The sequence below is a fragment of the Aeromonas sp. PI_26 genome, from assembly GCF_027854445.1.
Classification (GTDB): domain Bacteria; phylum Pseudomonadota; class Gammaproteobacteria; order Enterobacterales; family Aeromonadaceae; genus Aeromonas; species Aeromonas veronii.
The window spans coordinates 104684-128386 of record NZ_JAJNOE010000003.1 but is presented as its reverse complement, the minus strand read 5'-3'; the positions used below and the strand labels follow the sequence as shown (position 1 = coordinate 128386).

Below are 23703 nucleotides of genomic sequence, written 5' to 3'. Positions count from 1 at the left end.
CAATCGATATGAGTAAGGGCAGACGATGAACAATCAAAAACTTGTCATCATCGACACCGGCTGTGCCAATCTGGCCTCGGTGCGCATGGCATTCGAGCGCCTCGGCGTGCAGCCGCTGGTCTCAAGCCAGGCCGCCGATATCGAGCAGGCGGACAAGCTGATCCTGCCCGGTGTCGGCACTGCGGTGGCCGCCATGAAAAACCTCAATGAACGGGGACTGGTGCCCCTTATTCGCGCCGCCAAACAGCCGCTGCTGGGCTTTTGCCTCGGTATGCAGATGTTGGCGGAGGCCTCCGAAGAGAGCATGGGTACGGATGACTCGTCAGAGCGGCTTATCGACTGCCTTGGCATAGTGCCGGGCAAGATCCGCCTGATGGAGGTCGGTAATCTGCGCCTGCCCCATATGGGCTGGAACCAGATTGAACACGACGAGACCCATCCTCTGCTCAAGGGGATCCCGAGCGGCAGCTACTTCTATTTCGTTCACTCCTATGCGCTGGAGGTAACCGAAGCGACGCTGGCGACCTGCGACTATGGCAAGCCTTTTACCGCGATTGTCGCCCGTAACAACTTCTTTGGCGCCCAATTCCACCCGGAGCGCTCAGGCGCAGCCGGTGCCCGTTTGCTGCAAAATTTTCTGGAGCTGTGACTAGCATGATCATTCCCGCAATTGACCTTATCAATGGTCAGGTAGTTCGCCTCTATCAGGGGGACTACGAGCAGAAGACCGAATACAGCAGCAGCCCGCAGGCCCGCTTCGACGAATATGTCTCCCAGGGGGCGGTGCAGCTCCATCTGGTAGATCTGGACGGAGCCAAGGATGCCAAGGCGCGCCAGCTGCCCCTGCTGACCCAACTGCTGTCAGCCACCGAAGCGCCGGTGCAAGTCGGCGGCGGCGTGCGCACCGAACAGGATGTGGCGGATCTGCTGGCCGCCGGTGCCAGCCGGGTGGTGATTGGATCCACCGCCGTCAAATCCCCGGATCTGGTAGCCAGCTGGATGGAGAAATATGGCCCCGAGCAGATCGTGCTGGCGCTGGACGTCAATATCGATGAGCAGGGCAATCGCCATATCGCGGTGGCAGGCTGGCAGGAGAACAGCGGTGTGACCATCGAGGCGCTGATCGAGCGCTTCCTCCCCGCCGGGCTCAAGCATGTGCTCTGCACCGACATCAGCCGTGACGGCACCCTGGCTGGCACCAACGTCGAGCTCTATCGGGATCTCTGCGCCCGCTACCCGAGCGTCGCCTTTCAAGCCTCCGGCGGCATTGGCGGCATCGCGGATATCGAGGCGCTCAAGGGCTCCGGCGTCAAGGGGATCATCCTTGGCCGTGCCCTGCTGGAAGGCAAGTTCTCGGTAGGTGACGCCATCGCCTGCTGGCAAGCCCCCGCATTTGATACCACAGGAGGCAACTGATGCTGGCAAGACGCATTATCCCCTGCCTCGACGTGAAAGATGGCGTGGTGGTCAAAGGGGTGCAATTTCGCAACCACGAGGTGATGGGCGGCATTGTCGAGCTGGCGCGCCGCTACGCCGAAGAGGGCGCTGACGAGCTGGTGTTCTATGACATCACCGCCTCCAGCGATGCGCGGGTAGTGGACAAGAGCTGGGTAAGCCGGGTAGCGGAGGTGATCGATATCCCCTTCTGCGTCGCCGGTGGCATCAAAAGCGTGGAAGACGCCCGCCAGATCCTCGAATTTGGCGCCGACAAGGTCTCCATCAACTCCCCTGCCCTTGCCGACCCGACGCTTATCAGCCGACTGGCCGAGCGCTTTGGCGTGCAGTGCGTGGTGGTGGGCATTGACTCCTACTTCGACGCCGACACGGGCCACTATCAGGTCAAACAGTTTACCGGTGACGAGAGCCGCACCCGCACCACCGCCTGGCACACTCTCGACTGGGTGCAGGAGGTGCAAAAACGCGGCGCGGGCGAAATCGTGCTGAACGTGATGAATCAGGACGGCATGCGTCAGGGTTATGATCTCGACCAGCTCAAGCTGGTGCGCAGCGTCTGCAAGGTGCCGCTGATCGCCTCCGGCGGCGCCGGTGCCATGGCACACTTTCGCGATGCTTTTACCCTCGCCGATGTGGACGGGACGTTGGCCGCCTCCGTGTTCCACAAGGGCCTTATCCCCATTCCCGAATTGAAACGCTGGCTGAAAACCGAAGGAGTCGCCATCCGTGAATAACTTCTCAGATAACACACAAACAACCGCCAGCGCGCGCCCCCTTGCCGAGCAACTCGACTGGGAAAAATGCGACGGCATGATCCCCGCCATCATCCAGCACGCCGCCAGCGGCGAGGTGCTGATGCAGGGCTTTATGACCCGCGAAGCGTTGGAAAAGACCCAGACCACAGGTCAGGTCACCTTCTTTAGCCGCAGCAAACAGCGGCTTTGGACCAAGGGCGAAAGCTCGGGCAATGTGCTCCAGCTCGTGGCCATCAGCACCGACTGTGATCAGGACTCCCTGCTGATTGCCGCCAACCCCGTCGGCCCCACCTGCCACAAAGGGACAACCTCCTGCTTCCACGGTCACCCGCTGCCACCCCTCGGTTTTCTGGCAGAGCTGGAACAGGTGCTGGCCGCCCGCAAAGGGGCCGATCCGGCCACCAGCTACACCGCCAGCCTCTACGGCAAAGGCACCAAGCGCATCGCCCAGAAGGTAGGTGAGGAAGGTGTTGAAGTGGCGCTGGCCGCCATGGCCAAGGATCGGGAAGAGCTCATCAACGAATCCGCCGATCTGCTCTACCACCTGACCGTACTGCTGCAAAACGAGGGGCTGGGATTACAGGATGTGGTGCAGCGGCTTTATGAGCGGCATCAAAAATAATATTCATATTTAGAGATGGGCTTATGCCCATTTCTATTTTAAGTTGCATGCTAGCTCAACAAGATCTTGATACTCATTAATATTGACACTCTGATTCGCCAAGTGATAAGCCAATAATGTCTCTTCTTTGCTAGCAATTGTGAATGCATCTATATGATGTTGACCCAACACCCCACCTATCGCAATTGCGTTCCTTTCTGCGACTAATTGCGCTTTATGTCTCATGGAATAAAAGAAACAATTTATATATTTAGATATGCTTATTTCTGTCTTTAAAAGATCTATGCCATTACTCTCTGAAGGCAAGTTAAACTGCAACATACTATTCACTTTAAATCGTTCATAGAACCCAACATTAGATATTGGTTTTTTATTATCATTTCGAAGTGATAGTTCTAAATTCACTATCTGCCTATATAAGTCAGGCTCATGCTCTTTGGCTAAAAGAAGTATAGAAAAAATCACTAAATCAAAATCATCACTAAAATTTGATATTGCCGCCTTTACTTTGTCTATGTATTGCTCAATATCTCTAAGCTGAAGACCAAAGGCATCTGCGAGCACGGATAGCAACAATGAAAATTCGCTTATTGTTTTAAATCTTGGGAAAAGGTTCTCCCATGATGCATCATCAATAGTCATGTAGCTTTCAATGAATGACGCTTTTGATATTTCCTTTAAGGAAAATTGCCGCCTAAAAAAACGTCTTAGATAAGCAGATGCATGAAATCCTTCTCCATAAATTACCTTGATAGCATGCTGCAACTGCTCGGTATCTGTTGCCAGCACAAATACCACCTTGGGAATATCAAAAATATGCTTGATAGTCTCCAGCATTTCCACAGCATAGGAAGGACGACAACGATCAAGCTCATCTATCAAAATAAATGCGGGATAGTCCAGTTCTCCTTCACTTAAACCAACAGCTCCCTCAACCCATTGCCGGATCTCATTTTTAAGATATTGGATAGATTCATAACGCTCTTTGTGATTGCTGCACAGTGTATCAACCAGCTTATCTGCATCTTCGCCTTCCATAGAAAAGTCACCATCTTCAAGTCCAGCTTTTTTAATGGCTGACTTGAGTACCAATTTTCCGCCCACCTTGAGCAAACCCAATAGTTTGGACTTGATGCCATCAGGTATTGCAACCTTATTTCCTGTTGCATCTCTCAATTGATCGATAATCGACGAGATAACCGTCAATAAGGGATCATCGGAAAAGTCCTGCTGCCAGGCATCGATATAGACGGTGGGATAGTGCGCTTTCAGCTCCATATACCAGCGCTTGATAAACCAGGTTTTACCCGCCCCCCACTCGGCATTGAGGTTGAGCACATAGTTGCGTTGCTTGCCTTCGGCGGCGAGGTATTTAGTCAGAAATTCGGCATAGCGGGCGCGATCCAGCCGATCGGCACTCAAGATCTCTTCGCTACCCGCAATGGCCCCCGGCCCGTCCCACTGAACTGCGTCATCCCAATTAAACGGTGCCACTGCCATCTCGTATCTCTCCATATTGCGTTGCTGAGGATGATATCAAGGACACAGTGAAAATAGTTTGATTAAAGACCTGTTTGTTGCCCTTTCTGCCGTTCGGAGTGGCGTATTTGACTGCTGGGCAATCTCTTTGCTGCTGGCCCACAAAACTGGGTCGATACAGGGGAAACGGTTATCTGAACAGCCACGGACTCAGTTGATTTCCTTTGACCACACCAACGATGACAATCGTGTGACATGGCGCAGATCCTGCGGAAATAAACGCGAAACATGGCCTGTGAAGTGCTTAATTTAAACCGTTGGTACATATATTCGCGCTGTATACAACGATGCCCTTAACCAAGGATGGTTAGCCCCATGAAGGATGAGCCCTTCTCTATCCAGTTACAGCATGAGCTGGATCACCTCAAAGCCATCTTCAACGAGACGGACGCCTACATGTTTACCAAGGATCTGGCGGGCCGTTACACCTATGCCAATCAGGCGGTGCTGGATCTCTTTGGCTGCACCCTCGCCGAGTTGCAGGGGCAGGATGATCGGGCCTTTTTTGATCTCGAATTCTCCGACACCATTCAACGCAACGACCGGTTGGTACTGGAGCAGCAGCTCGCCATCGCCCAGGAGGAGATCAACTACCTCAAATCCACCGGGGAAAAGCGCTGCTACTGGACCGTTAAAAAGCCCATCCATGACAAGGATGGCAACCTGATCGGCCTGTGCGGCATCTCCACCGATATCACCGAACACAAGCTGATTGAGGCCCGCATGGCGGAGCAGCATCAGCTGCTGGAAATCATCCTCGCCAACGTGGATGCCCATATCTATATGAAGGACAGCCAGCACCGCTTTCTCTACGTCAACCAAAAGGTCGCCGATCTGCTGGGCCTTCCTGCCGAGCAGATCATCAACCGGCGAGATGATGAGGTGATACCCGCGGGCAGCGCCTGCCAGCTGTGGCGACTGGACAACCGGGTATTCGAAACCGGCGAGCTGCAAGCCGGGGAAGAGATGCTGACCGATCCCGAGGGAAATCAGCACTACTACTGGTCGGTCAAGGTGCCCTTTCTGCTGGGGGATGGCACCCCCACCCTGATCGGTATCTCCTCCGACATTACCGAACTGCACCAGCTCAAGGAGCAGCTGCACCAGCAGTCGGTGCGCGATAGCCTCACCGGTCTCTACAACCGCCGTTTCTTTTTCGAACTGTGCGAGAAGAACCTCAGTCTGGACATGCGCCACCACCTCACTTCGGTGCTGATGGTGCTGGATGTGGATCAGTTCAAGTGCATCAACGATCGTTTCGGCCATCCCCTTGGGGATAGCGCGCTGATGCATCTGGGCAGGGTGATGCAATCGGTGCTGCGCAGCGAAGATGTGCTGGCTCGTATCGGTGGCGACGAGTTCGCCATTTTACTGCCCAACACTACCCTCTCGGCCGCCGCATCCCTGGCCGAGCGACTGCGCCTGCAGGTGATGCAAAGCCCGCTGCCCCTGCCAGATGGAGATAAGCTGGTCATCACCATCAGCGCTGGACTGGTGGAAAATGGCGAAGGGGAGCTGATGGAGAGCCTCTACGCCCGCGCCGATCAGATGCTCTATCAGGCCAAACAGAGCGGCCGCAACTGCGTTGCCTGCAAGACCCCCTAGCCATACAACGGGAGGGCCAGCAGCCCTCAAACTCCCTCGAATCTCCCTTCTATGAATGGCTGTGCTCGCTCCTTACGAACAGGCTGCTACCCCAGCTGTTTGCGCAGCACGAATTTTTGCACCTTGCCGGTGGAGGTCTTGGGCAACGGGGTGAAGATGATGCGCTTAGGCGCCTTGAAGTGGGCCATCTGCTCACGGCAAAAGGCGATAAGCTCCGCCTGGGTGGTCTCTCGCCCCTCTTTCAGTTTCACGAAGGCGCAGGGCACCTCTCCCCACTTCTCATCTGGCATGGCGATCACCGCCGCTTCATCCACATCGGGATGACGATAAAGCACGTCCTCCACCTCCAGACTGGAGATGTTCTCCCCACCCGAAATGATGATGTCCTTGGATCTGTCCTTGATCTCCACATAACCGTCCGGGTGCCATACCGCCAGATCGCCACTGCGAAACCACCCCTCCGCCATCGCCTCGGCGCTGGCCGCCGGATTTTTCAGATACCCCTTCATCACCACATTACCGCGCAGCACTATCTCCCCCATGGTTTTGCCATCTTTGGCTACCGGCTCGCCACTGACCGGATTGATAACACGCATCTCCCCCTGCAGAGGCGATGCAACACCCTGCCGTGCCTTGAGGCGGGAGATCGCCGTGGCATCCTGACCTTGCCAGCTTCTTTGCGGTTCGCACAACACGCAGGGGCCATAGGTTTCGGTGAGGCCATATACGTGGGTCACGGCGATCCCCATCGCTTCCATACCGGCGATCACGGTGGCGGGCGGCGCAGCGCCAGCGGTCATCACCTTGATGGGGTGATCCAGCCCCCGCTTGAGCACCGGATCGGCATTGTTGAGCATATTGAGCACGATGGGCGCCGCGCAAAAATGGCTCACCTTGTGCTCGTGCAGCGCCTCATAAATGGCGGCAGCCTGCACATGACGCAGGCAGACGCTCACCCCTGCGGTGGCCGCCAGCGTCCAGGGGAAACACCAGCCGTTACAGTGAAACATCGGCAAGGTCCAGAGATAGACGGGATGTTTGGGCAGCTCCCAGGAGAGCACGTTGTTGATGGCGTTGAGGTGGGCGCCGCGATGGTGATAGACCACCCCCTTGGGGTTGCCGGTAGTGCCGGAGGTGTAGTTAAGGGAGATGGCCTGCCACTCATCCTCTGGCAACCAGCCTGGCTCATCGCCGTTACCAGTGGCAATAAAAGCCTCATAGGTCAGTTCACTGATAAGCGCCCCCTCCCGGTAGAGGGGATCGTCGATGGCGATGACCAGCGGCTGGCTCTTCAGCAGATCCAGTGCCTTGCGCACCACAGGGCCAAACTCCCTGTCCACCAGCACCACCTTGCTCTGGGCATGCTGGAAGATAAAGGCCATCGAATCTGCATCGAGCCTGGTATTGATGGTGTTGAGCACAGCACCGCTCATGGGCACGCCGAAGTGCGCTTCAACCATCGCCGGGATATTGGGCGCAACGATGGAGACGGTATCCCCTTCCCCGATGCCGCGAAGCCTCAGGGCCGAGGCCAACTGACGGCAACGGCGGGCGGTCTCGCCCCAGCTCTGGCGCAGCGAGCCGTGGATCAGCGCCGGATAGTCGGGATAGACCCGCTCCGCCCGCCCCAAAAAGCTGATGGGGGTCAGGGCCTCGAAATTGGCGGCGGTTTTGGCAAGGTCGCGCTCATAGATGTTCTGCACTGTCATCGGATTCCTTCCTCACAGGTGGCACAAAACGGGCAGTTTCGGGATGATTCAGAGATCAGCAAGCGACATGGGCATCCTGCCCGTCACTGGTCTCTTATGGGGATGACAGCCTAACAGCGAGCCTGCGGCGGCAGGTATTAGCAAAACGTCTTAGACAGGAACAGCCTGCTGCCAACAGGGGTTCCCTGTTTTCGTTGCAAAAAATATTTCATTACGGGAAAGCGTGCTATTTTTTCACAGGCTGTTTTTGGCGAATAACGAAAAATGACGATAGTGGAATATTATTCCGCCAAAGCTGCTTTATATGTCATTCCATTCATCTCGGTGCACACTATTTTCATGGCATTTATTTAAGACAAGCCACGTTAAACGAAAGCTGAAATAGTTATTGCATAATGAATTTTATTTCATATCAGCTATTAGATCCATGACAAATAAATTCTGTGAGCCATCCCATAAAGCGAGCATGGCGCCATGTTCATCCAGCCGCGCACGGGTTACGGTTACAACGTGAAACAATCTACCGGATGTTCAATATCAGGCCAGATTTCTCGCCAATCACTACGCAATCCACAGTGAGTTTGCGTACCTTGGATGTATGACGCAGAAACCCTATCGACCCGATATTCCGCCGAGCCCAAACCTGCTTTATCAAGGAGCATTTTATGTGTGCCGTGCCGAATACCACACCACGCAGACAATTCCCTACTGCATTTACCATTCTTTTTCTTATTATGTTGCTGGCCATTGCGCTGACCTGGATAATTCCGGCGGGCGCCTATGCCAAGCTCTCTTATAATCCGGCCAGTGAAAGCCTGATGGTCAATAGCCCACAGGGGGAAATAAGCCGACTTCCCGCAACCCAGGATGCTCTGGCAAAACTCAATATCAATATTGCGGTGGAGCAATTTACCAACGGCACCATCCGCAAGCCCATCGCCATTCCCGGCACCTATGCACGGCTGGAGCAAGCGCCCAAGGGGCTCGGTGACGTGGCAGTCAGCATGGTCAAGGGCACCATAGAGGGGGCGGATATCATCGTCTTTATTCTGGTGCTCGGGGGGCTGATCGGCGTCATCAACAAGACAGGCGCATTCAGTGCGGGGCTGGTGGCGCTGTCGCGCAAAACCCGGGGCAACGAGTTCCTGTTTGTGGCGCTGGTCTGCTTCGTAATGGCGCTGGGAGGCACCACCTGCGGACTGGAGGAAGAGGCGGTCGCCTTCTACCCCATACTGGTGCCCATCTTTCTGGCGCTCGGCTATGACTCCATCGTCTGCGTAGGGGCCATCTTCCTCGCCGCCTCCATGGGTACCACCTTCTCCACCATCAATCCCTTCTCGGTGGTGATCGCCTCCAATGCCGCCGGCATTCCCTTTACCGAGGGGCTGATCTTTCGCGCCATTGGCTGTCTGGTGGGCACCCTGGTGGTGATCTGTTATCTCTACTGGTACTACAAGAAGATCAAGGCCAACCCTGCCTTCTCCTACACCTATGAGGACAGAGAGAGTTTTCGCGCCCGTTTTCTCAAAGAGGGCGCCATGGATGAAGGGGTGCCCTTCACCCTTCGCCGCAAGATCATTCTGACCCTGTTTATCCTCGCCTTCCCGCTGATGGTGTGGGGCGTCTCCATGGCCGGCTGGTGGTTCCCGCAGATGGCGGCCTCCTTCCTGACCATCGCCATCATCATCATTTTTATCTCGGGTCTCAAAGAGAAAGAGGCTGTCGAGGCCTTTACTCAGGGGGCATCGGAGCTGGTGGCCGTTTCGCTCATCATCGGGCTGGCACGAGGGGTCAATCTGGTGCTGGATCAGGGGATGATCTCGGACACTATTCTGGCCTACGCCTCCGATCTGGTCTCCGGCATGCATGGCGCCGTGTTCGCGGTGGCGCAGATGCTGGTGTTCACCCTGCTGGGGCTGGTGGTGCCCTCCTCCTCCGGGCTCGCGGTGCTCTCCATGCCCATCATGGCGCCGCTGGCAGATACCGTGATGATCCCCCGTTATATCGTGGTATCGGCCTACAACTGGGGCCAATACGCCATGTTGTTTCTGGCCCCCACCGGACTGGTGCTGGTCACCCTGCAGATGCTCGGCATCCAGTTCAACAAGTGGGTCAAGTTCGTGCTGCCCATGGTGGGCTTTGTGCTGGGATTTGGCGCCCTGATGCTGGTGGCGCAAGTGATGTTGGCCTGATAGGCCTGTGATATATGAGTGACAACACCCCGAGCCTGGCACGGGGTGTTCTTTTGTCAGCCTTAGTGGCGCACCCGCCCCTGCTGGCGGAAGCAGTAGAGCTTGAGGCTGATGTCGGCGATATCGGCAGGAAGCTCCTCTCCCTGCTCGGCCAGGGGCCGGTAGAGGGATGAGAGCAGACGTTCGGCCTGCTGCACCGTGATGATGTTGGCCTGGATGGCCGGGGTGATCCAGCTGGGTAACATTGACATATCTCCCCCTCGTTGATCCGGTGATCTCGGGCGAACGTCTTCATTTCAGGCCTTACGCAGTTGTCTGCCGACCCGTTCACCCTCTGCTTCACCCAATCAAAGCAAAATGCTTGCCGTGATCTCTTATCGGCCAACATCCGATGGGGCTGGAGCCATTTATCAACCACTTGCGTGGCCATCTCAAAGAACAGCACGCCGTTCAAAACCTCTCCCCTGACCTGCCCCCGTCAGCACTTTGCCACTCTGGCATTCTGCTCACCGCCCGCCTTGCAAATTGCGACTCGAATTGCTCCTTATCACACTGGCAAAGCCCGCCATGCGCCGGAAACTGGTCACTTTTAGTCCGTTGTCGCCAAAGTCAGACACTTTTTCATGGTGGCTGTTTTTTGACCTTGCCAGCGCCTGTCGCAGACCCATCCCCCTCGCCTTGTCCGGCCAACCGGTTATGACAAGATGGCGCCAGATTGGAACAGCCCGTATGGGTATGCAGGAGAACCATAAAATGAACAGATCCATGATGACAGGTATCGGTATTGGCATCGCCTCGGCCCTGGCACTCTCGGCGGCGGCCAGCGGCTCCCTCTTTACACCCCAACCCACCTTTGCCGAGGTGATCGCCAGCAAGCCGATCACCGAGAGCATCAAGACTCCCCGACAGGAGTGTCGCAACGTCACCGTGACCCACCGCAAGCCGGTACAGGATGAGCACAAGATCCTCGGTACCGTGGTGGGCGCGGCGCTGGGTGGCGTGGTCGGCCACCAGTTTGGCGGCGGCAGCGGCAAGAAGGTGGCTACCGCCGCCGGGGCGGTCGCGGGTGGCTATGCCGGTAATCAGGTGCAGGGCAATATGCAGGCGGGCGATACCTACACCACCACCGAGCAGCGCTGCAAGACCGTGCAGGATACGAGCGTCAACACCATTGGTTATGACGTGACCTATCGCCTCGCAGGTCAGGAGGGGGTGATCCGCATGAAGCAAGCCCCCGGTGCCACCATTCCGGTCAAGGAAGGCAAATTGGTGATCGACCAGCCAAAAGTGTGATGTCTCCAGACCCCACTCAGCAGCAGGCCCGCCTCTTTCGAGGCGGGCCTGTGTTTTTGGGCGGCTTGATTTCCTTTTTTCAAACAACGGCACGCACCACTCACGGCACCCGAACTATCACCCTTTGCAGCACTTCTTCACCGCCCGTACCACGTTCTGATACCCGGTACAGCGGCAGAGGTTGCCCGATAGCCCGCGGCGGATCTCCGCATCGGTCAGCGGACGGCGCTCGGTCTTGTCGAGCAGGGCGGCGCTCGCCATCACGAGGCCTGGGGTGCAAAAACCGCACTGCACCGCCCCCTCGTCGATAAAGGCCTGCTGCACATCAGAGAGCTCGTTACCTTTGCGTTCCCCCTCCACGGTACGAATGGATTTGCCATCGGCCCAGACCGCCAGATAGAGGCAGCTGTCGATAGCGGTGCCATCCACCCGCACGGTACAGGCGCCGCACTCACCGACACTGCACCCCTCTTTCACGCTGATAAACCCCTGCCCGCGCAGAAAGTGGAGCAGCGACATGGTGGGCGGCACTGCATAGGAGTAAGGCTTGCCGTTGATCTCGCACTGGATCTCCACTGCGGGACAGCTTTGCGGTTGCATCATAGGATCTTGCCTCCGGCACGTTCGACTGCGCAGGCGACCACCCGCTGCGCCAGGGTTTTGATAAGGTGCAGGCGAAACTCCTTCTCTGCCCGCCAGGAGGATCGTGGCGCCACATCGGCCACCACCGCCTCGGCAATCGCTGCCAGTGTGGCGCGAGTCAGCGGTTGCCCTTCGGCCGCAGCTTCCGCGTGAGGGGTGCGCACCGGTGTCGGGGCCGCTACCCCATAGGCCAGCCGCAGACTCTTGAAGTGACCATTCTCAATCTGACAGTAGGCGGCGCAGCCGATGGTGGCGATATCCATGGCATCGCGCATGGCGTATTTGAAGTAGTGGGAGCCCACATGGGGGTGAGAATCCGTCGCAAAGTGGAATGCCACCAGAATTTCCGCCGGTTGCAGCGCCACCTTGCCGGGACCGGTGTGAAAACCGGCGATGGGTATGCGGCGCGTACCGTTAGGGCCAGCAATCTCAAGCTCGGCCTCGAGCGCGACGGTCGGCGCCGCCGAGTCAGCACTGGTGGCGCCGTTGCAAATATTGCCGCCATAGGTGGCGACGTTGCGGATCTGCGGGCCGGCGATGGTGGCGGCCGCCTCGGCCAGCATCGGCAGGCGGCGCTGCACCAGCTCGTTTTCAATCAGCTCGGTAAAGGTGGTGCCGGAGCCGATACGGATCGACCCATCAGGCAGCTCGCTCACCCCTTTGAGCTCGGGCAAGTCGTGAATATCGACGATATGGCGATAGGCGGCGTTGAGGTGATGCAGCTGGATCATCACATCGGTGCCACCGGCCAGAAGGCGCGCCTCGGGGTCAGCCTGACGCAGGGCGACCGCCTCGGCCACACTGTGCGCCTTGTAGTAACGGGCAATATCAAACATGGTGTTGCTCCTCCCCTGCTCCCTCGCCAATCAGACCCGCCGCGACAAACTCCCGAAACAGGGTTTTGGGGGTGATGGGCAGCTCGTTGATGGCCACCCCGGTCGCCATGCGAATGGCGTTACGAATAGCAGGGCCCGGCGAGATGATGGGCGGTTCCCCCAGGGATTTGTGGCCATAGACCGACTGGGGCTCGTAGGTCTGCACGAAGTCGCACTCAAGCTCTGGCAAATCCAGCATGGTGGGAAACTTGTAGTCGAGCAGGTTGGGGTTGCGCACCACGCCGCTCTTGGCGTCGATGATCATCTCCTCGAACAGGGACCAGCCGATCCCCATCCCCATGCCGCCGTGCACCTGTCCCTCCGCCAGCTGCGGGTTGAGGATCTTGCCCGCATCGTGCAGGTTGATGATGCGATTGATGGTCACCTTGCAGAGATCGATATCGACGCTGAGATCGACAAAGGTACAGCCGAAACTGGGCGGGTTGGTGGTGGTCTTGTGGGAGACCTCGGAGGTGATCTGGCCACCGATGGTGAGGTGGTAGTAGGCGTTGACCGACACCTCGGCGACGCTGATCAGCACCTTGTCCGGCGCACCGGCCAGCACCACGTAGCCGTCGATCAGGGTCAGCGATCCTACATCCTGATGGCAGAGTTGGGCCGCCAGCGACAAAATGCGGGCCCGCAACTGCAGCGCCGCCTGATGGATGGCGGGGGCCGCCACATAGCTCTGACGCGAGGCGAACGAGCCAGGATCATAGGCAGTAATGTCGGTATCCTGAGTCGAGATGACCCGGATCTGCTCAAACGGAATGCCCAACGTCTGGGCCGCCATCTGGGCAAAGACGGTGTCCGACCCCTGCCCTATCTCGGTGGCGCCGATCTGCAGATTGACGGTGCCATCCTGATTGAGCAGCATGCGGGCGCCGGCAATTTCGACCCCCACCGGATAGGTGTTGGAGCCGTAGCTGAAACAGGCCACCCCGATGCCACGGCGCACCCGACTCGCAGGATCCTGCCCCAAGCACTCGGCCTTGAGCCGATCCCACTCGAACATCTCGCGACCACGCAGCAGGCAGTCCGGCAACCCGGCGCTGTAGATGGTCTTCTGGTTGACCTGATTGACATCCCCCTCGCGCGCCACGTTGGCGATGCGTACTTCGAGCGGATCCAGACCCAACTCGGCGCAGGCATCGTCCAGCATGCACTCGAGGGCAAAAATCGCCTGGGGCGCGCCGTAACCGCGCATTGCACCGGCGGTGGGCAGGTTGCTGTAGAAGGTCTTGGCGTCATAACCGAAGGCGCTGCGCGGATAGAGGTAGCTGATCTTGTTGCCACCGGCGCTGGCGATGGAGTGGCCATGGGAGGCATAGCCGCCGGTGTTGGAGAGCACGTCGAGCTGATAGCCCTTGAGGGTGCCGTCGCGGTTGAGACCCATCTTGCCGTCGATGGCAAAGCCGTGGCGGGTGCGGGAGGCAAAAAAGCACTCTTCCCGGCTCAGGGTCACCTTGACCGGCACACCGCCAAGCTTGTAGCTCAGAAACGCCGCCATCGGCTCTTCCAGCACATCCTGCTTGTTGCCAAAGCCGCCGCCCATATAGGGTTTGATCACCCGCACGCTCGACCAGGGCAGGCCGAGAGATTTGGCCACCCGGCTGCGCACTATCTGGGGGATCTGGGTACTGCTGACCACGATGATGTGGTCCGGCTGATCCATATAGGCGTAGCAGGTCACCGTCTCCAGATGGCAGTGCTGCACCACCGGGGTCCGGTAGTGCCCCTGAAACTGCAGATCGGCCGCCGCAATGGCCTGCTCCGGGTCATTGGCGCGAAGCTGGCTTTGGCGCAGCAGATTGCCGCTCGGGTGAATGGGATAGGCACCCTCGGCCAGCGCACTTTCGGCATCCGTCATCACCGGCAGCGGCTCGTAAGTCACCTTGACCAGCGCGGCCGCTTTTTCGGCGACCAGCGGATCGCGCGCCACGACTATGGCGACCCCATCGCCGAAGTGGCGCACATGATCGGTGAGCAGACGGCGGTCTTTCACATCCCGTTTCGCCTCATCGAGAGACCAGGCGTGACCGGCGGTGCGAAAACAGGTGGTGGGCACATCCTCGTGGGTAAACACGGCTTCGACCCCGTGCAGGGCCAGCGCCTCGGTCGCATCGATGGCAAGCACCTTGCCGTGGGCAATATTGCTTCGCACGTACTTGGCGTGGCGCATCCCGAGCATGATGTTGTCATCGGTATAGCGGGCGCTGCCGGTCACCTTGGCCTCGGCATCCACCCGCTTGAGCGGTAATCCTATGGACATATGCAAGTCCTTTTTTCGAAGGGAAAAATCTGGAACCGGCATAAAAAACAGCAAGATATGCGCCTGTTTCCCGCCATCGTCAGGACAATGGGGAGAAGTGTGAAGGGGATCCCATCTAGCCCGCTTTTGTTTGCCCGAAGCGACAAGCCAGGGGCAGCCCCTGAGCAAACGGGGCACATCAGCGGTGAAAAAAGCGGCAGAGAGAGGAGAGCAAGGGTGGGAGCCTATCAATCTGGTAGGGGGATTTATCAAAATGGTATCGCGATGCCCCCCCAACTTCGGAGACGGCCTAGGCGTGATGCCTGCGTGGGCGGGCTAAAAAAAACAGGCATAAAAATGGGGCCGCCAGTGCGACCCCAAACGGGCGGGTTATCCCTAAATAGCCCACCCCCCAGCATAAAAGAGCACCAGTGCCAGGGCGATGACCACGGTGCCAACGTTGAGCTTGTGCCACTCCTTCGAGCAGATGCGGCCGATCACCAGCGAGCTGAAGCCAAGCATGATGCCGGTGACAATGTTGCAGGTGAGCACGATAAAGACGGCGCACACCAGCCCGGACATGGCCCCGACAAAGTCATCGAAATCGAGCTTGGTGACGTTGCTCAGCATCAAGAGCCCTACATACATCAGGGCTGGTGCGGTGGCATAGGCGGGCACCAGATAGGAGAGCGGCGAGAGGAACAGCATCAGCAGGAACAGGCCGCCGACCACGGTAGCGGTCAGGCCGGTTTTGCCTCCCGCCGCCGTGCCCGCCGCCGATTCGATATAGACGGCAGCGGGGGCCGCCCCCACCAGACTGGAGAAAATGCTGCTGACCGAGTCGGCACTGAGTGCCTTGCCGCTGTTGATGATGTGACCATCCTTATCGAGCAGATTGGCCTGCCCAGCCACGGCGCGGATGGTGCCGGTGGCATCAAACACTGCGGTCATCACCAGTGCCAGCACGCTGGGCAACACCAGCGGCGAGAGCGCCCCCATGATATCCAGACTGAAGATCAGGGACTGACCCTGCGCGTCCGAGAGGCTCGGCAGGGCGAACAGCCCCTGATACTTGACCGCCGGATCGAAGATAAGGCCGAAGATGGAGATGGCGATGATCACCAGCAGGATCCCCCCCGGTACTCTCAGCTTCTCCAGCCCGAAGATCACCGCAAGGCCGATCAGGGACATGATGACCGGCATAGAGGTAAAGGCCCCCAGCGCCACCGGTAACCCCTCCAGCGGGTTCTTGATCACCAGCCCCACCCCGTTGGCGGCGATAAGCAGCAGGAAGAGACCGATCCCGATGCCGGTACCGTGGGCAATCCCCATCGGCAGGTTGTCGAGGATCCAGCTACGCACCCCGGTCACCGAGATGGCGGTAAACAGCACCCCCATCAGGAAGACGGCCCCCAACGCCACCGGAATGGGGATCTGCTGCCCCAGCACCAGACTGAATGCAGTAAACGCCGTGAGGGAAATAGCGCAACCGATAGCCATCGGCAGCTTGGCCCAGAGCCCCATCAAGAGCGAACCGAACCCCGCCACCAGACAGGTGGCGACAAACACGGCGCCGGGAGGAAAGCCCGCCTTGCCGAGCATGCTCGGCACCACGATCACCGAGTAGACCATGGCTAGGAAGGTGGTGAGGCCCGCCAGCACCTCCTGTCTGACGTTGCTGCCCCGCTCGCTGATCATAAAGTAGCGATCAAGAGCCGTGAGCGGCTGTTGCTTTGCTGCGCTCTGGCTGGCGTCATTATTGGCCAGCTGTTCCACGCTGTTTATCCTGCTGTTTGCTTGGGTCATACCCAACTCCTTCACACGCGCCTGAATGTTTCATGACGAAATGGCGACAGGATCTGCGGGTCTGCCGAGCGCCAGTCTGATGAGAAACAGGCGATGGTGGCAGAGGATGCGACAGACAGACCAGGGCAGGCAGCCTTGACTCAAACGTTTGCCTTGCTGGTCAAAAAAACCGGGCCATTTCACGTTCTATGCGGGGAGATCCCCTGTCGTGCGGCAAGACTGGCGCCCCTGTGGGGCACGCCAGCCGCCGTATTCGTTGGGGCTGCGCCGCGGCAGCCCACTCCAGCCCCTACCCCCGTTCATGCACCAGCTGGCCATCCACGTAGGTGCGATAAATGGATCTGTCATCCCCCAGGGTCAACAGCACAAAGAGCTTGTCCCGCAAGGTGGTGGAGTTGTCATAACGCAGCTGCTGCAGCGGGGTGGCGACCGGGTCGAGCACCACGAAGTCCGCCTCCTTGCCCACCGCAAAGCTGCCGATCTTCTCATCCAGCCCGAGCGAATGTGCGCCGCCCAGGGTCGCCAGATAGAAGGCCTGATAGGCCGAGAGCCGCTCACCCTGCAACTGCATCACCTTGTAGGCCTCGTTGAGGGTCTGCAGCATGTTGAAGGTGGTACCGGCGCCGATGTCGGTGCCCATCCCCACTTTCACCTGCTTGCGCCACGCCTTGTGCAGCTTGAAGAGGCCGCTGCCGAGATAGAGGTTGGAGGTGGGACAAAACGCGATAGTGGAGTTGGTCTCTTTCAGACAATCCCACTCCTGCTCTTCCAGATGGACGCAGTGGGCAAACACGCAGTTGTGGCCGGTGAGGCCGTGCTGGTGATAGACATCGAGATAACCCTTGTGCGCCGGGAAGAGGGATTTGACCCAGGCGATCTCGTCCTTGTTCTCGCACAGATGGGTGTGCAGATAGGTGGTGGGAAACTCTTCGCGCAGTCTCCGCGCCATCGCCAGCTGCTCGGGTGTCGAGGTGGGTGCAAATCGTGGTGTGATGGCATAGAGCAGTCGACCGTTGCCGTGCCAGCGATCGATAAGCTGCTTGCTCTGCACATAGCTGCTCTCGGCGGTATCGAGCAGATAATCGGGGGCATTGCGATCCATCATCACCTTGCCCGCGATCATCCGCATATTGATACGGCTGGCCGCCTCGAACAGGGCATCCACTGACTCGGGGTGAACGGTGCCGAACACCAGCGCCGTGGTAGTGCCGTTACGCAGCAACTGCTTGATAAAGAAGGTGGACATCTCGCGGGCATACTCGAGATCGTTGTAGCGCCGCTCGGCCGGGAAGGTGTGGCGGTTGAGCCACTCCAGCAGTTGCTCGCCATAGGCCCCCACCATCTCGCTCTGGGGATAGTGAATGTGGGTGTCGACAAAGCCCGGCACTATCATCTTGCCGCGATAATCGCGCACCCGCACCTCGGCCGGAATGCGATCTTTCCCCTCCTCCCACTCACCGAACCAGTCGATGCAGCCGTTGCGAATGATCAGCAGACCATCCTCGATAAGACGGGCGTTGGACTCAATCTCCTCGGGCTGATCCACCACCCGGGTGATGTCGAAGAAGCTGCCGCGCACGGCTTTGACGGAGTTGTCGTATTTCATACCTCGTTCCCCTACTTTTTATTGTTCTGTTGTGACCATCAAATCCGTTCGATCTGGACGGCGGCGACCGGTTTGGCATCGGCCAGCGCCTCTTCATCGCGGCGGTTCGCGGTACTGACAGGACGGGCCGTGAAGGTCACGTCCGGTTTGTCGCTCAGCTGGATCACCTCCACCGCCTCGACATCCTTGATGGCCGCCTTGCGTTTGCGGCTTTGCGGCAACACCAGATTCATGATGATGGCGGTGATACCACCGGCGCAGATGGGGTTCTCCACCAGCATGTAGATACCCGCCGGCAGCACCTTGAAGACGTTCGGGTCATAGGAGACACCAAGCCCCAGACCCAGGGAGGTGGCGACAATCAGGGTCTCCCGCCGATCGAAGCCGTGGCTGATGATGATGCGGCCACCAGCGATGGCGATCATGGAGAACATGATGACCATGGCGCCCCCCATCACAGGTGACGGTATGGTGGTAAAGAAGCGCCCCACCACCGGGAAGAGCCCCAGCAGCACCAAAATGACGGCAATAAACTTGCCCACATGGCGTGAGGCCACCCCGGTCATCTGGATAACGCCGTTGTTCTGGGCAAAGGTGGTGAGTGGCAGGGAGCCGAGGGCCGAGGCAATGACCGAGACCAACCCATCCGCCAGCACACCGCCGGAGAGCCGTTTTTGAAATTCAGGCCCCTGAATATCCCGGTGGGAGACCATGGCGGTGGCGGTGATGTCTCCCACCGCCTCCAGCACGCTCAACAGATAGATGGTGCCCGCCAACATAAAGGCGTGAAAATCGAAAGAGAAACCGTACTTGAACGGGATCGGTACCGTAATAAGCGGCAGGTTCTCAAGGGCGGAGAAATCCACCATGCCGAGCATCAGGGCCACCGCATAGCCCATCATCAGGCCGATGGCAATGCCGCTCATCCGCAGCAGCGGACTTCGGCTGCAGTTGAAGGCGACGATGACGCAGAGCACCAGCAGCCCCAACCCGATGTTCTCGTATTTGCCGAAGGTGCCGCTGCTCATGGCGGAGAAGCCGCCGCCAAAGTCGATGATCCCCACCTTGATAAGGCTCAGGCCAATCATCAGTACCACTACACCGCTCACGGTCGGGGTGATCACCCGCTTGAGGTAGGGCAGCACGAAGGAGGAGCCCATCACCAGAAAGGCGCCGACAAAGGAGACCCCGAGCAGGGTCGAGACAATCAGCTCCTCATGGATGCCATCTTTTTTCATGGCGCCGCCCAGGGCGATCATCACGGTGACGAAGGAGAAGTTGACCGACTGGATGGAGAGCAGCCCCGAACCGATGGGGCCATAACGGTTCACCTGCAGCCAGGTGCCGATACCGGAGGCGATCATCGCCATGGAGACCAGATAGGCGGTGATCTCGGTAGAGAGGCCCAGGGCGCCGCCGACGATCAGCGCCGGGGTCACCATGGGGACAAAAATAGCCAGCAGATGGGTCACTGCTCCCATCAGGGTTTGATAAAACGGAGGTTTGTCTTCCAGCTCGTAAATGAGATCCGAGTGCTTGCGTGTTGTTTTAGACATCATGTTTGTCCCATCACACAGAATGTAGGCGGAGTACTCATTCCGCCGTCAGGCGCTGGGGGCGAGCTGGCGCCCGCCCCTCACCTTTTCTTTTGTTATACCGACACTTTTTGCTCCAGCTTGCCCAGTTCGCGCAGGATCTGCTCCGGCGTGAAGTGCCACTTGCGCAACCAGACACCGCAGGCGTCATGGATGGCGGTGGCGATGGCGGGCGCCGCGCCGTTGACCCCGATCTCCGAGATGGACTTGGCGCCGTAAGGGCCGACCTTGTCGTCACTCGGTACCAGGAAGGCCCGAAAATCGCGGGGAATGTCGCCAATCTTGGGCGCGCCATAGCTCTTGAGATCCCGGGTGAGCGGGATGCCCTTGCTGTCGTAGCAGATCTCCTCGGTCATGGTGTGGCCGATGGCCCGCATGGTCGCCCCGTAGATCTGGCCGAGCGCCAGCTCCGGGTTGATGGGGGTGCCGCAGTCGAGCAGGGCGTAGAACTTGTCGAGGCGGATCTCGCCGGTTCTGACGTTGACCGCCACCTCGGCGAAGTTGGCCCCATACGGGAAGGCAAGCTCCGAAGTGATGTAGCTGGCAGTGCCCACCAGAATGCCGAAGCCGGTACCTGTCTCGGCCTTGTGGGCCAGCTTGGCGAGGCTCACCTCCCCCTGCTTGCCGCGTACCATGCCCGGGTGAACCAGCTCTACGTCTTCGACCGGCTCGCCCAGCATGGCGGCGCCGTGGAACAGGATCTTCGCCTTGAGGTTCTCGGCCGCCATCTTGGCCGCATTGCCGGAGAAGCAGGTACCGGACGAGGCGTAGGCCCCCTTGTCGAATAGCGCATGGTCGGTGTCGCCGGATATGACATGCACATCGCTGAGCGGGCAACCGAGCACCTCGGCGGTCAGCTTGGCCACCACGGTATCGAGGCCGGTGCCGATATCGGCGCCACCGGAGTGGACGATAAAGGTGCCGTCAGATTCCAGCTTGACCATGCAGTTGGCCTGATCGATATCCGGGATCCCCGATTTTTGCATGATGATGGCGACGCCACGACCGATGCGCCAATCCCCGTAAGCGGGTTTGGGGCTATCCCAGGCAATCAGCTCGCGTCCCTGCTTGAGGATGGGTTCGAGGGCGCAACTGGCGGCGTGGGGCACAGAAGTTGGCATCTTGCCCTCGCCGATGGCCCCCAGCACCTTGAGGATGTCCCCTTCATGCACCCGGTTGTGCTCCACCATGTCGAGTTGATCGATGCCCAGTTTCTCGGCAAGTTCCGCAATCGCCATGGTCAGCGCGAAGTTGCCTTTGGGCGCGCCGTAGCCCTGATAGGCACCGGTCGGGCAGATGTTGCTGTAGTAGGTGTTGACGGTAAAGCGCACGTTGTCGCACGGATAGAGCGGCAGGGAGAGCGCCGGGCCGTTGCTCGGCACCGTCAATGAGTGGTTGCCGTAAGGGCCGGTGTTGGCACGAAAATCCATCTCGATAGCGGTGATGGTGCCATCTTTCTTGGCCCCCACTTTCACCTTCACCTTGGCCACGTGGCGGGAGGTGTTGCTGATGAACTCCTCTTCACGGGTGTAGCGGAAGGTGACGGGACGGCCGGTGACCTTGGTCGCCCAGGCGCACACCTCTTCCAGCAGGATATCCTGCTTGGAGCCAAAGCCGCCCCCTACCCGCTCCTTGATCACGTGCACCTGATGCTGCTTGAGGCCGACGATACGCGCCACCTGACGGCGCACGTGCCAGGGCACCTGGGTAGATGCGTGAATAACCAGACGGTCGCCATCCATGTAGGTGAAGCAGATGTGCGGCTCGGTCGGGCACTGCTGGGCCTGGGTCGATTCGTAGGTGCGCTCGACAATCTCATCCGCCTCGGCAAACCCTTTGGCCACATCACCGATCTGGCCATGGACGCTGGCGGCCAGGTTCTCGTGCGGGCGGGAACCAATGGGGAAGTTGATGATCATGTGCTCGTCGCCACGGCGTACCGAGCAGGCGTTCTGCTGCTCCAGATCCGCAGGGGCACCGGCCATGTAGACAATGGGCTCGTCGTGCACGAGAGGAGCATTGGGGGCCATCGCCTCATCGATAGTCATGACCGCAGGCAGAACCTGATACTCGACCTCGATGAGTTTGAGGGCCGCCAATGCGATGGCTTCGCTCTCGGCCACCACAGCGGCAACACGATCACCTACGTGACGCACCTTGCGGCTGAACATGCGGCGATCGAGCGGTGACGGCTCGGGAGCACTCTGACCACCCGGGGTGTAAAACACATCCGGGCAGTTGAGGTGGGTGATGACATGCACGACGCCCGGCAGCGCCTCGGCGCGGCTCACGTCGAGTTTGGTGATCACCGCATGGGGATGGGGGCTGCGCAGCATCTTGATGATCAACGCATCTTCAGTAACCCGATCCTCCACATAACAGGGCTTGGCCTGCACCATCTTGGCGGCGTCCACTTTCGGGCAGCTCTTGCCGATATGGCGCAAATCATCGCGAAACTCGGGGGCGATCTGGCACAGGTAATCGGGATCCTTCATCCGTGAACTGGCCAGCTCGATAGCCTGATAGAACTGCTGGTAGCCGCCATCGCGGTGAAAGAGACCCGAGAGCGCGTCGTCGATTTGATCACGGGTGGGGTTGGGATGGCGATCAAGCAGGTCGGTGACGATGAGCGCTGCAGCCGGATCGTTGTAGCCGGACTGCACCACGCCCACATCTACCATCGCCTGCTGTACCAGACTGAGCTGGTTCCAGCTGCCCAGCGACTCGGCGGTGCGCACCTGCGCCCCATCCAGTTGTGCGGCGATCAGCAAGGAGGCGTTGATCACCTTGCCGTTGAAGAGAATGGCGTCGGAGCCGGCAAAGCCAAAGCCGTCGTCGCTGTTGCGCACCGAGTGCATCCGGCACTGGTTGAACAGCACCCGCTGGGCATTCTCGCCAGCCGGGGTGATGACGGTGCGCAGGGCACCGTTCAGGGTAAAGTTGAGTTCCATCATGCTTGCACCTCCTGCTGCTGGCACTCGACCAGCAGATCCGCCACCACTACCCCGCTGATATAGCGCTTGTAAGTCACGCTGCCGCCGAGATCCTCGCGCGGAGCAACCAGCTCGCTCACGGCCGCCTCCAGCGCGGCATCGTGCAGATCGCGGCGCTCCACATCACGCAGGCGCATCGGCTGCGGCGTAACGCCAGCAACGGCGACCCGCATCTCGCCAAGGGCATCGAGGGCCACGGCGGCGGTCATTACCGCCAGACCGTCGGCATTGCGGCTGATGCGGCGAGTGGCGCAGCGCAGCGCGGGCTCCGGCAGCACCACCCCCAACACCAGCTCCTTGCGCTGGCCGGCCAGATAGGCGTCGATGGGTTGCAGCTGGTTGTTCTCCAGCACTACCACGGCTTCGAGGACCAGCAGTACCGGCAACAGCGGGGAGTCCTGCTGCTGGCAGGCAATTTCGCCGCCAAGGGTGGCCTGATTGCGCACATGGCGGGAGTAGACAAACCCCAGCGCCTCGCACAGGGCGGCCGGGGTACGGGGGTCATCTTTGAGGGCTTGCAGGGTGACGGTGGCGCCGATATGGAGTTGACCATGCTGCTGCTCAATCTGGCCAAGTCCGAGCTTGTCCAGCGAGATTGCGACCTTCTTGTCGGTGCGGGTCGGGGCTGCGTTGAGTTTGCTGCCGCCCCCCATGTAGACGGCGTCGTTGCCAAAGCGGGCCTTGAGTTCCAAAGCCTGACCCAGTTGCTCGGGTCGGAAGAATTGCTCAATCATGTGTCGTCCTTACTCTTGCAGCCCGCCGCCG

At 59.0% G+C, this 23703-nt stretch carries 18 protein-coding genes; 7 read left to right on the top strand and 11 right to left on the bottom strand.

What is annotated here, in order from left to right:
• Positions 1-25: 25 nt before the first annotated feature.
• Genes hisH through hisIE form a run of 4 tightly spaced genes read left to right on the top strand, consistent with a single transcriptional unit; the run spans position 26 to position 2832 of the window.
• Positions 26-649: an imidazole glycerol phosphate synthase subunit HisH gene (gene hisH / locus LRL22_RS05360; RefSeq protein ID WP_075115320.1), complete on the top strand. Its 624-nt coding sequence runs from the start codon at positions 26-28 to the stop codon at positions 647-649.
• 5 nt (positions 650-654) lie between these two features.
• On the top strand, positions 655-1416 hold the full coding sequence (gene hisA / locus LRL22_RS05355) for a 1-(5-phosphoribosyl)-5-[(5-phosphoribosylamino)methylideneamino]imidazole-4-carboxamide isomerase (RefSeq protein WP_270904889.1): 762 nt from the start codon (positions 655-657) through the stop codon (positions 1414-1416).
• Positions 1416-2189 carry an imidazole glycerol phosphate synthase subunit HisF gene (gene hisF, locus LRL22_RS05350; RefSeq protein WP_075115321.1) on the top strand — a complete coding sequence of 258 codons (774 nt, stop codon included), beginning with the start codon at positions 1416-1418 and terminating at the stop codon, positions 2187-2189. Before hisA ends, hisF begins: the two co-directional genes overlap by 1 nt.
• Positions 2182-2832 (top strand): bifunctional phosphoribosyl-AMP cyclohydrolase/phosphoribosyl-ATP diphosphatase HisIE, encoded by a 651-nt coding sequence (gene hisIE / locus LRL22_RS05345; protein WP_075115322.1) that lies wholly within the window; start codon positions 2182-2184, stop codon positions 2830-2832. The genes hisF and hisIE overlap by 8 nt, the downstream gene beginning before the upstream one ends.
• 33 nt (positions 2833-2865) lie before the next feature.
• On the opposite strand, the gene LRL22_RS05340 is transcribed toward hisIE, so the two are convergent.
• On the bottom strand, positions 2866-4332 hold the full coding sequence (locus LRL22_RS05340; protein WP_270904888.1) for a KAP family P-loop NTPase fold protein: 1467 nt from the start codon (positions 4330-4332) through the stop codon (positions 2866-2868).
• Between the two features lie 354 nt (positions 4333-4686).
• Between LRL22_RS05340 and LRL22_RS05335 the strand changes: the two genes are divergently transcribed.
• Complete coding sequence (locus LRL22_RS05335; RefSeq protein ID WP_270904887.1) at positions 4687-5976, top strand: sensor domain-containing diguanylate cyclase; 1290 nt, start codon at positions 4687-4689, stop codon at positions 5974-5976.
• Between the two features lie 86 nt (positions 5977-6062).
• Here LRL22_RS05335 and LRL22_RS05330 read toward each other — a convergent pair whose 3' ends face one another.
• A complete protein-coding gene (locus tag LRL22_RS05330; RefSeq protein WP_270904886.1) occupies positions 6063-7685 on the bottom strand; it encodes an acyl-CoA synthetase in 1623 nt (540 codons plus the stop codon).
• 665 nt (positions 7686-8350) lie between these two features.
• On the opposite strand from LRL22_RS05330, the gene LRL22_RS05325 reads away from it, so the two are divergent.
• Positions 8351-9877: a YfcC family protein gene (locus tag LRL22_RS05325; RefSeq protein WP_270904885.1), complete on the top strand. Its 1527-nt coding sequence runs from the start codon at positions 8351-8353 to the stop codon at positions 9875-9877.
• Between the two features lie 62 nt (positions 9878-9939).
• Here LRL22_RS05325 and LRL22_RS05320 read toward each other — a convergent pair whose 3' ends face one another.
• On the bottom strand, positions 9940-10128 hold the full coding sequence (locus LRL22_RS05320; RefSeq protein WP_005345660.1) for a hypothetical protein: 189 nt from the start codon (positions 10126-10128) through the stop codon (positions 9940-9942).
• A 502-nt stretch (positions 10129-10630) separates the two neighbouring features.
• Here LRL22_RS05320 and LRL22_RS05315 point away from each other — a divergent pair.
• Entirely contained in the window at positions 10631-11170 is a 540-nt protein-coding gene (locus LRL22_RS05315) for a glycine zipper 2TM domain-containing protein (RefSeq protein WP_270904884.1), read from the top strand.
• A 117-nt stretch (positions 11171-11287) separates the two neighbouring features.
• On the opposite strand, the gene xdhC is transcribed toward LRL22_RS05315, so the two are convergent.
• The 8 genes from xdhC to ygfM form a co-directional block, all read right to left on the bottom strand.
• Positions 11288-11773: a xanthine dehydrogenase iron sulfur-binding subunit XdhC gene (xdhC, locus tag LRL22_RS05310; RefSeq protein ID WP_270904883.1), complete on the bottom strand. Its 486-nt coding sequence runs from the start codon at positions 11771-11773 to the stop codon at positions 11288-11290.
• Positions 11770-12648, bottom strand: coding sequence for a xanthine dehydrogenase FAD-binding subunit XdhB (gene xdhB / locus LRL22_RS05305; RefSeq protein ID WP_270904882.1), 879 nt, complete (start codon positions 12646-12648; stop codon positions 11770-11772). Before xdhB ends, xdhC begins: the two co-directional genes overlap by 4 nt.
• A complete protein-coding gene (gene xdhA / locus LRL22_RS05300; protein WP_270904881.1) occupies positions 12641-14959 on the bottom strand; it encodes a xanthine dehydrogenase molybdenum-binding subunit XdhA in 2319 nt (772 codons plus the stop codon). Before xdhA ends, xdhB begins: the two co-directional genes overlap by 8 nt.
• Positions 14960-15334: 375 nt before the next feature.
• The gene (locus LRL22_RS05295; protein WP_197724816.1) at positions 15335-16636 is read right to left on the bottom strand and encodes an NCS2 family permease; all 1302 of its coding nucleotides are present in this window, start codon (positions 16634-16636) and stop codon (positions 15335-15337) included.
• 397 nt (positions 16637-17033) lie between these two features.
• Positions 17034-18350, bottom strand: a complete 1317-nt coding sequence (guaD, locus tag LRL22_RS05290) for a guanine deaminase (protein WP_270904880.1) — start codon at positions 18348-18350, stop codon at positions 17034-17036.
• A gap of 38 nt (positions 18351-18388) precedes the next feature.
• Complete coding sequence (locus LRL22_RS05285) at positions 18389-19906, bottom strand: nucleobase:cation symporter-2 family protein (RefSeq protein ID WP_270904963.1); 1518 nt, start codon at positions 19904-19906, stop codon at positions 18389-18391.
• Between the two features lie 95 nt (positions 19907-20001).
• Entirely contained in the window at positions 20002-22899 is a 2898-nt protein-coding gene (locus LRL22_RS05280) for a molybdopterin-dependent oxidoreductase Mo/Fe-S-binding subunit (protein WP_270904879.1), read from the bottom strand.
• Positions 22896-23672, bottom strand: a complete 777-nt coding sequence (gene ygfM, locus LRL22_RS05275) for a molybdopterin-dependent oxidoreductase FAD-binding subunit (protein ID WP_201908206.1) — start codon at positions 23670-23672, stop codon at positions 22896-22898. Before ygfM ends, LRL22_RS05280 begins: the two co-directional genes overlap by 4 nt.
• Positions 23673-23703: the final 31 nt, after the last annotated feature.

Bases quoted from the DNA above. Each gene is read 5' to 3' on its own strand.
- hisH (WP_075115320.1), top strand. From the start codon at position 26: ATGAACAATCAAAAACTTGTCATCATCGACACCGGCTGTGCCAATCTG.
- hisA (WP_270904889.1), top strand. From the start codon at position 655: ATGATCATTCCCGCAATTGACCTTATCAATGGTCAGGTAGTTCGCCTC.
- hisF (WP_075115321.1), top strand. From the start codon at position 1,416: ATGCTGGCAAGACGCATTATCCCCTGCCTCGACGTGAAAGATGGCGTG.
- LRL22_RS05340 (WP_270904888.1), bottom strand. From the start codon at position 4,332: ATGGCAGTGGCACCGTTTAATTGGGATGACGCAGTTCAGTGGGACGGG.
- LRL22_RS05335 (WP_270904887.1), top strand. From the start codon at position 4,687: ATGAAGGATGAGCCCTTCTCTATCCAGTTACAGCATGAGCTGGATCAC.
- LRL22_RS05330 (WP_270904886.1), bottom strand. From the start codon at position 7,685: ATGACAGTGCAGAACATCTATGAGCGCGACCTTGCCAAAACCGCCGCC.
- LRL22_RS05325 (WP_270904885.1), top strand. From the start codon at position 8,351: ATGTGTGCCGTGCCGAATACCACACCACGCAGACAATTCCCTACTGCA.
- LRL22_RS05320 (WP_005345660.1), bottom strand. From the start codon at position 10,128: ATGTCAATGTTACCCAGCTGGATCACCCCGGCCATCCAGGCCAACATC.
- LRL22_RS05315 (WP_270904884.1), top strand. From the start codon at position 10,631: ATGAACAGATCCATGATGACAGGTATCGGTATTGGCATCGCCTCGGCC.
- xdhC (WP_270904883.1), bottom strand. From the start codon at position 11,773: ATGATGCAACCGCAAAGCTGTCCCGCAGTGGAGATCCAGTGCGAGATC.
- xdhB (WP_270904882.1), bottom strand. From the start codon at position 12,648: ATGTTTGATATTGCCCGTTACTACAAGGCGCACAGTGTGGCCGAGGCG.
- xdhA (WP_270904881.1), bottom strand. From the start codon at position 14,959: ATGTCCATAGGATTACCGCTCAAGCGGGTGGATGCCGAGGCCAAGGTG.
- LRL22_RS05295 (WP_197724816.1), bottom strand. From the start codon at position 16,636: ATGATCAGCGAGCGGGGCAGCAACGTCAGACAGGAGGTGCTGGCGGGC.
- guaD (WP_270904880.1), bottom strand. From the start codon at position 18,350: ATGAAATACGACAACTCCGTCAAAGCCGTGCGCGGCAGCTTCTTCGAC.
- LRL22_RS05285 (WP_270904963.1), bottom strand. From the start codon at position 19,906: ATGTCTAAAACAACACGCAAGCACTCGGATCTCATTTACGAGCTGGAA.
- LRL22_RS05280 (WP_270904879.1), bottom strand. From the start codon at position 22,899: ATGATGGAACTCAACTTTACCCTGAACGGTGCCCTGCGCACCGTCATC.
- ygfM (WP_201908206.1), bottom strand. From the start codon at position 23,672: ATGATTGAGCAATTCTTCCGACCCGAGCAACTGGGTCAGGCTTTGGAA.